Source organism: Heliomarina sp. (genome assembly GCF_052826185.1).
On sequence record NZ_JBRBUI010000054.1, the window covers coordinates 602,561 to 613,796 of the forward strand.

Genomic DNA, 11,236 nt, shown 5'->3' on the forward strand with positions numbered 1-11,236 from the left:
CCTTCGCTCATGTTTGACCTGCGCCCTGTCGGCTATGTAATCGGCCTTTTAGTCGCCATTCTGGGCTTGACGATGTTCTTGCCAATGCTGATCGATCTGGCGCGCGGCGATGAGCACTGGCTTGTCTTTCTCGAAGCCGGGCTGGTCACGATCCTGATCGGCGGACTTGTCGCCCTGTGCTGCGCCAATGGTGTGCAGGAAGGGCTGACGATCCAGCAGACCTTCCTGCTGACCACCGGGGTCTGGGTGGCGCTGCCGATCTTTGGATCGCTGCCGCTAATGATCGGCGCGACCGAGCTGAGTTTCACCGACGCTTATTTCGAGGCGATGTCCGGCATGACTACCACCGGATCGACTGTCATCACCGGCCTCGATTTCCTGCCGCATGGCCTGCTGCTCTGGCGCGGTATCCTGCAATGGCTGGGTGGTATCGGTATCATCGTGGTCGCCATGGTGTTCCTGCCCGAACTGCGGGTCGGGGGCATGCAGATTTTCCGCACCGAAGCCTTTGAAACCATGGGCAAGATCCTGCCCCGCGCGACCGAGATCGCAAAGCAGATCTCGGTCATCTACATTGCGCTGACGATGGCCTGCATGCTGTGCTACGCGGCGCTTGGCATGTCCGCATTCGACGCGACCGTGCACGCGCTGACGACGATCTCCACCGGCGGATTTTCCAATTACGACGCGTCTTTCGGCACCTTCTCGGGGCATATGGAATACATCGCGTCAATCTTCATGATCCTGGCGGCCCTGCCGTTCGTGCGCTATGTGCAACTTATCAACGGGCATCCGCTGAGCATCTGGCAAGACGTGCAGGTGCGCGGTTTTCTCTGGACCATTCTTGTTCTGGTCGTGATCTCTACGGTCGTGCTGACGACGATCTTTCCGCACCATTGGGAACAGTCCATGCGCGAGGCGCTGTTCAACATCACCTCGATTATATCGGGCACCGGCTATGCGAGCGTCGATTACATGGGCTGGGGTCCGTTCATGATCTCGCTGTTCTTCTTTATCGGGTTGATCGGCGGCTGCGCGGGCTCGACCGCCTGTTCCGTAAAGATCTTCCGCTACCAGTTGCTGTTCGCCTCGATCAAGGTCCAGCTACAGCGGATCCGGACGCCCCATGGGGTCTTTGTCCCGCGCTATGCGGGCCGGCCCATTGATCAGGAAACATTGAACTCGGTGATCTCGTTCTTTGTTTTCTTTGTGGTAACGCTTGGACTTGTATCCTGGGGTCTGGCGCTGACCGGGCTTGACATGATCACCGCCGTATCCGGTGCGGCGACCGCCATCGCAAATATCGGACCGGGCCTGGGCGACAGGATCGGTCCGGCGGGCAATTTTGCAGGATTGAATGATACCGCCAAGTGGATCCTTGCCATCGCCATGCTGGTCGGACGGCTAGAAATCATGGCGGTATACGTAATCTTCACCGTGCCATTCTGGCGAGCGTGAAAGTATTTCAGTAGGCGTCCTTATAGATCGACTGGACCAGGTGCGTCTTGCACTTGGAATGGGCGGTGTTGATGATCAGGTACCATACGGTTTCACCCGGACGGCCCGCGCGCGAATATTCGCAATTGTCGGGCGAGGTCCACCACTGGCCCTTGTAATCGGCGGGCGGTAGTAGGTGCGAAGACGCGATTTTCATCTTTTTCGACGAGGCACGGCCGAACTTTTGGGATAGATCGGCAGAAGCGGGCAGAGCGGTCATCGCGACGATCGAAACGGCGGCAGCGAAAATCTTTAACATGCAAATTCTCCCGGTACGCGGCCCAACCCCCATTGGTCCACGCAATCGTTTGAGTGGTGACAGAAACCGGAAAGCCTGCTCGGAACAGACTTTTCCATGGCTATAAACATGCCGACAAATTCGGGCATAATTGTGCTAAAAGCGGGGCCTTGTCTTGGGAAAGCCAAGGCGCAAGGGGAAGGAAGGTTAATGCAGCGGTTAATGGACACCCCTCTGGGCCGTATCGCCATCGTAAGCGAGGAGGGCGCGATTACTGCGCTGAACTGGGTCGATGCCCAGGAAACCTTGCAGGAACAAGGCGATACGCCGGAACTGATCGCGGCCCAAGAACAGTTGGACGCTTATTTCAACGGGGATCTGCGTGCCTTCGATCTGCCGGTCCGCATCGCGGGCTCCGACTTCCAAAAGGCGGTCTGCGCCGAGATCGCAGCCATCCCCTTTGGCGAGACCCGACAATATGGCGAAATCGCCAAGAACCTTGGCATGCCGGCGCAGGCGGTTGGGCAGGCCTGCGGCGGCAACCCAGTGCCGATCATCATCCCCTGTCACCGCGTGCTCTCGGCTCGGGGCTTAGGCGGATTTTCGGCTCGTGGCGGTATCGAAACCAAGGTGAGCCTGTTGCGTCACGAAGGCGCCGCCGGATTGCTGATCTGACACATATGTCGATATGCGGGTATCTGTTTACAGGCTGTTAACCTTGTCACCGTAGGCAGCCTGAAGGCAGATAAAAAAGGGGCTGTTATGGGGACAGTTAATACCCGCCTGGGTGTCAAGATGGCACTTCGAAAGCGTTTGATCGATGAGATCAGCAAGGATCTCATCATTTCGATTTCCTTCTACGGCAACTATTTGAACGACGTCTTCCTCGGGGCAAGGCCGGATGGCAGGGCGAAATTACATCCTCACCTTCTGGAAGGTCCGGTTCAGAGTCACCAGAAACGCTTTGATGCGATGCGAAGGTTGGATTTCTCGATGACCGACCGGGTCAGGCCCGGCGCGGTGTGCCGGATCGGCAAACGCTATTGCGTCGTCGCGGTGACGGTGCCCATGTTCAATTTTGACGGCACCCGATACGCCGGGATTTCCGAGCATAGCAGGATGTACCAGTGCATGAAGTCGCTGCGGGCCGGGGACAGCTTTGAATACGCGGGAAAACGGCACACCATTGCCGATGTCTTCTGACCCGGGTCAGGCCGGATTGCGTTCGGGGATGATCATCTGTGCGATGCCTGCGAAGAGCAGGTAGACGCTGGTCACGATAAGACCCCAGTGCGCCCAGCTTTCCGGGTGAAAGTCGACCCATGCCGCCCATCCGGCGAAAAAGGTCCATGCCAACGCCATCGGCAGGCTGATCGCCCGCCAGCGCTGGGTGCGAACGGGATGGATGAATTTCAACGGCAGGAACATGGTGATGGCCAGTATCGTAACCAGCGCGAGAATGATCCAGAAATTCGGCTGAAGCGCAAAGACGGTCAGGACCATCATGTTCCAGCAGCCGGGAAAGCCCGAGAAAGAGTTGTCCTTTGTTTTCATGCGTGTATCTGCAAAATACATTGCGCTTGCAAAGGTGATGACGATGATCGCGAACCAGCCTGTCCAGCCATCCATCAACCCGGATTTGAACAGCGCAAAGGCGGGAATGAAGACATAGGTGAGGTAGTCGATGATCAGGTCGAGCAATACGCCGTCGAACTCGGGCGCGTTGTGCTTGACGTGATACTTGCGGGCCAGCGGGCCGTCGATTCCGTCCACGAAAAAGGCAACGACCAGCCAGAGGAACATCAGGTCCCACTTCAGATCGACCGCAGCCAGCATGGCCAGCATGGCAAAAACGGCGCCTGTGGCGGTAAAGAGATGGACGAGCGTTGCTTTGACTTTATCAGACATGGCGCGACTTTTGCAGGAAGCGAAACGCGGATGCAAAGAGAAATCCGGGGATAAGGGGCGCAGTCCGCCGATTGTTTCCGACGGCTGGTTTAAGCGGCACAGTGTAGCGCTGCCCCATATCGCGTTTCATGCCCGCGGGTGGGACTTGTCATAAACTTCCATGAGCCTTGCGGTATCGACGCTGGTATAGGCCTGTGTCGTTGAAAGCGAGGCGTGGCCAAGCAATTCCTGTATCGCCCGCAGATCGCCCCCGGCGGTCAGCAGATGGGTCGCAAAGGAATGACGCAGCGCATGGGGCGTCGCGGTGGCGGGCAGACCAAGCTGCATGCGTGCCCGCGCCATGACACCCTGTATCATCCTTGGGGAAAGGGCCTTGCCGCGCACGCCGCGAAACAGGGGAGCCTCCGCGCTCAGATCAAAGGGGCAGAGTTGGCGGTAATGCTCGACCGCTGCGCGCGCGGCAGGGATTACCGGCACCAGCCGTTCCTTGCAGCCCTTACCGATGATCCGAAGTGTAGGCGGCAGCGGCGCATCGGCGCCGGTCAGCCCCAAAGCCTCGGAAATACGCAGACCGCAGCCATAAAGAATGGTGACCACGGCCGTGTCGCGTGCGCCGACCCACGGAGTCTGCGATTGGACCTCGACCGTATCAAGCATGGCGCGCGCCGCGTCTTCGGCCAAGGGACGGGGAAGTTTCTTTTGAAACTTGGGGGCGCGGGTCGACAGGACGGCGGTTGGTTCGAACCCTTCGCGCTCGGCCAGCCAGCGGTAAAAGCTTTTGACTGCCGAGAGTTTGCGCGCCAGCGAGCGGGCGCCGATCCCTCCGGCGCGGGTCTGGGCCATCCATGCCCGCATCTCCGACGTGGTGATCCCGGCCAGCGCGCCAAGGCCCTGAGGCTCTCCGCGATGGGTCGTCATAAAGGCGAGGAATTCGCCAAGGTCACCCTGATAGGCGGTGATCGTGTTCTGCGACGCCCCGGCCAGCGCACGCTGGTTATCGATCCAGCGGGACAGGGCGTCCCGGCAGGCTGGTGAGATCAGGCTCACAGCAACCAGTGATGCATGGAGCGCTCGAACACGCCCGCAAAGAATGACAGCAGGTCCGAGCCCTGCTGCGGCGAGAACTGGTGCGGATCCTCGGCGCCAAAGACCAGCAGGCCGGGCAGTCGATCGGGTCCGAAATCGAGCTTCATGCAGGCCTCAGAACCGATCCAGTCGGCAGCCGAGCCGAAAATACGATCCGATCCATGCTGGATCTGGCGCAGCGTCACGCGGCGCGACGTGCCACGTCGCCCTTGCAGCAGGTAGTCGTCAATGAACCCGGGCTCGGCCACGGTTAGTACCGAGTGCAGCCGTTTCACCACGGGATCGTCGTCGCCCTCTGCCGTTTCCAGAACCAGCGTGACCTTGTCGACCTGCAGGATATCGGCGACTTCGCCGCCCAGATCGCGCAGGAAGATTTCGAAATCGGACGGCTCGAGCAGCCGCAAAATGGCCCGGTGAATCTGGTTCATCCCGGCGAGATTTTCATAGGCCGCGGCGATCACCGAGCGATGCGTGTCTTCGAGCCGGTCGAGACGTTCCTCGAGCCGTTCCATAGCGATGCCACGCAGATCGACGATATTTTCGCCCATTGCCTTTTCATTGGCTGCGATCAGGGCCCGCATGACCGCGCGGTCGTCGAGGATGGTTTCAGGGTCCGCGATAATCTTGTCGCGCAGGGAATCATCTATTGCCGGGCTGCTGCTCATGGGGCCTCTGCTTTGTTCTTGTACGGAAGTCGCGCGCCTGCAGCGCATTCTGTTTTGTTTGTTTGTTTGTTTCCGTTTTCGGATCAGTATCCGGCAATTTGCACGCGGGTCAACTTTTGATCCGGGGCAGGCCATAATCTGCCGCCCGCGCTGTTGCATTAATTCCAACGGGTGCGATCAAATGGCGTCTGGAGCAGCGCGGCGAATTGCTGTTTCACGGTGTCGGCAAAGTCCGAAACCTGCAAGGTAATCCGATGATTAACTGGATCATCCCCCTGACGAGCCTCGCCACGGCGGCCGTTCTGGCCGTGCCGCGTCTGTCGCGCGCCGAGACATGGCGGGCGATGACCACGCCGCTTGCCTCGATCATCGGTAGCGGTTTTCTGGTGTTGGGGCCGCTACTGAACGCAATCTATGGCGCTTGGGCGCCCGCGATCATGGCGCTCTTGTGCCTGGTGGCCTACCTGATTGGCGCGGCTGTGCGCTATAATATCGCCGACCGGCAGGACGGGCGTGGCCGGGCCGAGATCGCGGTCGATCACCTGTCGTCCTGGGCACTGGCTTTCGCCTATTTCATCGCGGTCGCCTATTACCTGAACCTTTTCGGCGCCTTCGCAGTGGACCTGACGCCCTGGCATGACGAATTTCACGCGCGGCTTGTCACGAGCGCGATCTTCATCGTCATTCTTGTCGTGGGGCTGACGCGCGGCTTTTCGGCGCTGGAACGGATGGAGCAGGTGTCGGTCGGGATCAAGCTCTCGATCATTGCAGGGATGCTGGTCGGGCTTGGCATCTACTTTGGCGAGCAGAGCGCGGCCGGGGCCCTGGTGCTGAACCCGGTGACGGTGGGGCCGTGGCAGGCGATCACGCTGGGATTTGGTCTTATCGTGACCGTGCAGGGCTTTGAAACGTCACGATACCTTGGGCGCAGCTATTCTCCGGAAGTGAGGATCAGATCGATGCGCTGGGCGCAGATTGCCTCGAGCGCTATCTACCTCGTCTATATCGGGCTGGCGAGCTATGTGTTCGGACATCAGGATATCGACCTGGACGAGGCCGCCATCATTTCCATGACGGCCGTGGTGGCACCGGTCCTGCCGATCATGCTGGTCGGTGCGGCGCTGAGCGCCCAGTTCAGTGCAGCGATTGCCGATACCGGCGGGGCAGGCGGACTAGTGGCGGAACTGACCGGCGACCGACTCAAACCCGGGCATGCCTATGCGCTTTTGGTTACGACCGGATTGGCGCTGACCTGGAGCTTTGATGTTTTCGAGATCATCAGCCATGCGTCGCGGGCTTTCGCGCTCTATTACGCGTTGCAGGCGGCGGTTGCCGCGATCGCGGCGTCCCGCGCGGGCGAACGCTGGCATCAACTGGGCTTTGGTCTACTGTCGGCTTTCGCGCTGGCGATGGCCGTGCTGGGCACGCCGGTCGAGTAAAACCGACGTGCCGCCTTTTTGGGCCCGGGCAGGGGCGCTGCCCCGTCGCGCTCTGCGCGACTCCCCGGGATTATTTTTGACCCAAAGAAGGGTTAGAGGATTTTCTGCCCGGTCTTTTCCCAGTCTTTCAGGAAGGCGTCGAGCCCCTTGTCGGTGAGGACGTGGTTGGCCATGGCCTTGATCACGGCGGGCGGGGCGGTGGCCACGTCGGCGCCGATCTTGGCGCAATCGCTCATGTGATTGGCGCTGCGGATCGAGGCGGCGAGGATGTTGGTTTCGAACCCGTAATTGTCATAGATCGTGCGGATGTCGGCGATCAGGTCGAGCCCGTCAAGGTTGATGTCGTCGAGACGTCCGATGAAGGGCGAGATGAAGGTCGCGCCCGCCTTGGCGGCCAGCAGCGCCTGGTTGGCTGAGAAACAGAGCGTCACGTTGACCATGCGGCCTTCGTCCGAAAGGGTTTTGCAGGCCTTGAGCCCGGCCCATGTCAGCGGCACCTTGATCGCGATGTTATCGGCGATTTTCGCCAGTTCGCGGCCTTCGTTGATCATTCCCTCGGCGTCCAGCGCGACGGTTTCGGCGGAAACAGGACCATCGACGAGGTCACAGATTTCCTTGGTGACTTCCTTGATGTCGCGACCGGATTTCATGATCAGCGAGGGGTTGGTGGTGACCCCGTCGACCATGCCGAGGTCGTGCAGTTCCTTGATGGCGTCGATTTCGGCGGTGTCTACGAAGAATCTCATGACTTGCGTCCTTTGATGGGTTGGCCTTGGCTTTGCTAGGGTTTACCTCATGAGATGCGTGCCGGGAACCCCTGACGCCAGAGAAATGTTAGCGCAAAACCGACAGGCGGAGGTAGGAGCGGAACGGGTGGCCGAACAGGCGTTTTTCGACAAGGGCGATTTGATCGGGGTGCTGACCACGCAGCCGCTGGACCGGGTGCTGGACTATCGCGCGCCCGAGGGCGGGTGCTTTCTTGGTGCCTTTGTCGAAGTGCCGCTGGGGCCGCGCAAGGTTCTGGGCGTGGTCTGGGGGCCGGGGCGCGGAGATTATGACCTGTCGAAGATCCGCTCGGCCTTTCGGGTGCTGGATGCCGCGCCGATGCGCGAGGAAATGCGCGTGTTCCTGCGCCGGGCCGCTGATTACACGCTGACACCGATGCCAGCCATGTTGCGGCTGGCGACGCGGGCGCCGGGGCTGGGCGATCCGCCGTCGATGCGCAAGGTCTATCGGTTGGGCAGCGGAGAGCCGGACCGGATGACCGATGCCCGCACCCGGGTGATCGAGGTATTGCGCGACTATGGCGGTCTGGCCTTTACGCTCAAGGAACTGGGGGAGATGGCGGGGGTGACCACCTCGGTCGTCAAAGGGCTGGTCAAGTCCGGCGCGGTGTTCGAAGAGGACAGCCCGCGCGATCTGCCCTTTCCGCGGCTCGATTCCGAACTGCCGGGCAAGGAGCTGACCGGAGACCAGCTTGCGGCGGCGGCATTCCTGCGCACGGCGATCCGCTCGGGGCGCTACGGGACGACGCTGCTCAAGGGGGTGACCGGGTCGGGCAAGACAGAGGTTTACCTCGAAGCGGTGGCAGAGGCCTTGCAGCAGGGGCGGCAGGCGCTGGTGCTTTTGCCCGAGATCGCGCTGACGGCGGAATTCCTGACTCGGGTCGAGGCGCGGTTCGGCGCGTGCCCGGCCGAGTGGCATTCCGGCGTCACGATGACCGAGCGGCGGCGCATCTGGAAGATGGTCGGGCAGGGGGACGCGCAGCTGGTAGTGGGGGCGCGGTCCTCGCTGTTTTTGCCGTTCCAGAACCTCGGGCTGATCATCGTCGATGAGGAACATGACAGTTCCTACAAGCAGGAAGACGGGGTTTTGTACAATGCCCGTGACATGGCGGTGCTGCGGGCGTCTATTCTTGGGGCGCAGGTGGTGCTGGCAAGCGCAACGCCCAGTCTTGAGACTTGGGCCAATGCCGAGGCCGGGAAATACGCGCGGGTCGATCTGACCGCGCGGTTTGGCGATGCGGTGATGCCGGACATGCATGCCATCGACATGCGCGCCGAGACACTGGAACGGGGGCGCTGGATTTCGCCGACCCTGCGGCGCGAGATCGTCAAGCGGCGCGAGGCCGGGGAGCAGTCGCTCTTGTTCATCAACCGGCGCGGCTATGCGCCGATCACGCTTTGCCGGGCCTGCGGGCAGCAGGTTTCCTGCGCGCATTGTGATGCAAAGATGGTCGAACACCGGTTCCTTCAGCGGCTCATGTGCCACCAGTGCGGAGAGACGACGCCAATTCCCACGGTCTGCCCGCATTGCCAGGCCGAGGACAAACTGACGCCGGTAGGGCCGGGGGTCGAACGGCTCGCCGAAGAGGCGGTGGCGCTGTTCCCCGAGGCGCGGGTGGCGACGCTGAGCTCGGACATGTTCGGCTCGACCCGGGCGCTGAAGGCCGAGATCGAGAGTATCGCGGCGGGCGACGCGGACATCATTATCGGCACGCAACTTGTTGCGAAGGGGCACAATTTCCCCCTTTTGACCTTGGTGGGGGTGATCGATGCGGACCTTGGTCTGCAGGGGTCCGACCTGCGCGCCGCCGAACGGACCTTTCAGCTTATGCGGCAGGTGGCCGGGCGGGCCGGGCGGTCGACCCGCAAGGGCGAGGCGCTGCTTCAGACCTATCAGCCTGAACATCCGGTGATCCGGTCGATCCTTGCCGGGGATGAGGCGGGGTTCTGGAAAGCGGAGGCGCGCGAACGTGAGGCGGCGGGGGTGCCGCCCTTTGGCCGCATGGCCGGGATCATCCTGTCGGGTAGCGAGGTGGCGCAGGTGTTCGATCTCGGCAACGCGCTGGCGCGCAATGACGGGCCGTTGCGGCAGGTCGGGGCGCAGGTGTTCGGACCGGCGCCCGCGCCGATTGCGCGGGTCCGGGGACGGCACCGGGTGCGGTTGTTGGTTAAGGCGGCCAAGGGCGTGGCCCTGCAAGAGGCCATCGCCCGCTGGATCGCGCCCTACAAGCTCAAGGGCGATCTGCGTCTCGCCGTGGATATCGATCCGCAGAGCTTTTACTAAGCCCGCGCAAAGCGGCATTTACCGGCGCAGGTTGTATTATTGGGGGCATTGTTAAATATTCTCGCCAAGACCGGGGAACGGGCGTATGTCAGTCTTCATGACTCGTTTCGTTCGCCTTGCCGATGCGGATCAGTTGCCGGTCTGGCGCCGACCTGTATCCCTTCTCTTTCTTACCGCCCTGTCGATGCCGGTTGCGTTCTACGCTTGGTATGCGCTGCTCAATAACTTTGTCATTGAAGCGGCACAATTTGACGGGGCAGATATCGGCCTCTTGCATACGGTGCGGGAAATTCCCGGCTTTCTTGCCATCGGCGTCATCGCGATCATCATTTTCGTGCGCGAACAGGTGCTGGGGCTGATTTCCCTTTGTATGCTTGGCGTTGCCACCGCCTTTACCGCGTGGTTCCCAAGCCTTGGCGGGCTGCTCTTTCTGACGCTGCTCAGCTCGATCGGGTTTCACTATTACGAAACGGTGAACCAGTCGCTGCAGCTGCAATGGCTGCCCAAAGAGCGCGCGCCGCAGGTGCTGGGCTGGCTGATGGGCGCGGCCTCGGCGACTACACTTGTCGTGTTCATTCTTATTGTCATCATGTGGGAACCGCTGAACCTCAGCTATAACGTGGTTTTCATGACCGCGGGCGGGGTGACGGCGGCTGCGGCGCTTTTTGCGCTTTTCGCCTATCCGCAATTCGAGGCCCCGCATCCGCAGCTCAAGACGATGGTGCTGCGCCGTCGCTACTGGCTTTATTATGCGCTGCAGTTCATGTCGGGCGCGCGGCGGCAGATCTTTATGGTCTTCGCCGGTTTCATGATGGTCGAACGCTTTGGTTTCGAGGTGCATGAACTGACCTCGCTCTACCTCATCAACCTTGTCATCAACATGGTCGTCGCGCCGTTCTTGGGTCGTGCCGTCGGTTACTTTGGCGAAAGACGTGTCCTGATCTGCGAATATGTCGGTCTGGCGCTGGTATTCACGCTTTACGGCGGCGTGTACTGGTTTGGCTGGGGCGTCATACTGGCAGCGACGCTGTATGTGATCGACCATATCCTGTTTGGCCTTGCGCTTGCGCTTAAGACCTATTTCCAGAAGATCGCCGATCCGGGAGATATCGCGCCGACGGCAGCGGTGGCCTTTACCATCAACCATATCGCGGCGGTGTTCCTACCTGTGTTGCTGGGCCTCTTGTGGGTCGTGTCGCCCTCGGCGGTGTTCGCCCTCGCGGCAGCGATGGCATTGGTTTCGCTTGGCTTGGCGCTGATGATTCCGCGCCATCCCGAACCGGGGCATGAAACGATCTTTAGCCGCATGTTGACGGCGGAACCCGCGGAATAGA

Annotated in this window: 11 protein-coding genes; 6 read left to right on the plus strand and 5 right to left on the minus strand. The window is 60.9% G+C overall.

The features are described 5' to 3' along the window. Positions 1 to 9 precede the first annotated feature (9 nt). A complete protein-coding gene (locus ACU0FH_RS21145) occupies positions 10 to 1,458 on the plus strand; it encodes a TrkH family potassium uptake protein (RefSeq protein WP_446196675.1) in 1,449 nt (482 codons plus the stop codon). Between the two features lie 7 nt (positions 1,459 to 1,465). Here the strand turns inward: ACU0FH_RS21145 and ACU0FH_RS21150 are convergent, their stop codons facing one another. Further along, positions 1,466 to 1,756, minus strand: coding sequence for a hypothetical protein (locus ACU0FH_RS21150; RefSeq protein WP_446196676.1), 291 nt, complete (start codon positions 1,754 to 1,756; stop codon positions 1,466 to 1,468). Between the two features lie 189 nt (positions 1,757 to 1,945). Between ACU0FH_RS21150 and ACU0FH_RS21155 the strand changes: the two genes are divergently transcribed. Further along, positions 1,946 to 2,410 (plus strand): methylated-DNA--[protein]-cysteine S-methyltransferase, encoded by a 465-nt coding sequence (locus ACU0FH_RS21155; protein ID WP_446196677.1) that lies wholly within the window; start codon positions 1,946 to 1,948, stop codon positions 2,408 to 2,410. A 120-nt stretch (positions 2,411 to 2,530) separates the two neighbouring features. Continuing rightward, positions 2,531 to 2,938 (plus strand): hypothetical protein, encoded by a 408-nt coding sequence (locus tag ACU0FH_RS21160; protein WP_446196678.1) that lies wholly within the window; start codon positions 2,531 to 2,533, stop codon positions 2,936 to 2,938. Between the two features lie 6 nt (positions 2,939 to 2,944). On the opposite strand, the gene ACU0FH_RS21165 is transcribed toward ACU0FH_RS21160, so the two are convergent. From ACU0FH_RS21165 to ACU0FH_RS21175, 3 genes are all read right to left on the minus strand, one after another. Continuing rightward, positions 2,945 to 3,643: a CDP-alcohol phosphatidyltransferase family protein gene (locus ACU0FH_RS21165; RefSeq protein ID WP_238370088.1), complete on the minus strand. Its 699-nt coding sequence runs from the start codon at positions 3,641 to 3,643 to the stop codon at positions 2,945 to 2,947. A 126-nt stretch (positions 3,644 to 3,769) separates the two neighbouring features. Then, positions 3,770 to 4,690 carry a tyrosine recombinase XerC gene (locus ACU0FH_RS21170; protein ID WP_446196679.1) on the minus strand — a complete coding sequence of 307 codons (921 nt, stop codon included), beginning with the start codon at positions 4,688 to 4,690 and terminating at the stop codon, positions 3,770 to 3,772. Beyond that, on the minus strand, positions 4,687 to 5,394 hold the full coding sequence (locus ACU0FH_RS21175) for a DUF484 family protein (protein WP_446196680.1): 708 nt from the start codon (positions 5,392 to 5,394) through the stop codon (positions 4,687 to 4,689). Before ACU0FH_RS21175 ends, ACU0FH_RS21170 begins: the two co-directional genes overlap by 4 nt. Before the next feature lie 254 nt (positions 5,395 to 5,648). Here ACU0FH_RS21175 and ACU0FH_RS21180 point away from each other — a divergent pair, with 254 nt between their 5' ends. Then, the gene (locus ACU0FH_RS21180) at positions 5,649 to 6,833 is read left to right on the plus strand and encodes a hypothetical protein (RefSeq protein WP_446196681.1); all 1,185 of its coding nucleotides are present in this window, start codon (positions 5,649 to 5,651) and stop codon (positions 6,831 to 6,833) included. A 92-nt stretch (positions 6,834 to 6,925) separates the two neighbouring features. On the opposite strand, the gene fsa is transcribed toward ACU0FH_RS21180, so the two are convergent. Further along, positions 6,926 to 7,579 (minus strand): fructose-6-phosphate aldolase, encoded by a 654-nt coding sequence (fsa, locus tag ACU0FH_RS21185; RefSeq protein ID WP_238370092.1) that lies wholly within the window; start codon positions 7,577 to 7,579, stop codon positions 6,926 to 6,928. Between the two features lie 85 nt (positions 7,580 to 7,664). On the opposite strand from fsa, the gene ACU0FH_RS21190 reads away from it, so the two are divergent. Both ACU0FH_RS21190 and ACU0FH_RS21195 read left to right on the plus strand, forming a co-directional pair. After that, entirely contained in the window at positions 7,665 to 9,902 is a 2,238-nt protein-coding gene (locus tag ACU0FH_RS21190) for a primosomal protein N' (protein ID WP_446196682.1), read from the plus strand. 97 nt (positions 9,903 to 9,999) lie between these two features. Next, entirely contained in the window at positions 10,000 to 11,235 is a 1,236-nt protein-coding gene (locus ACU0FH_RS21195) for an MFS transporter (RefSeq protein WP_446197002.1), read from the plus strand. Position 11,236: the final 1 nt, after the last annotated feature.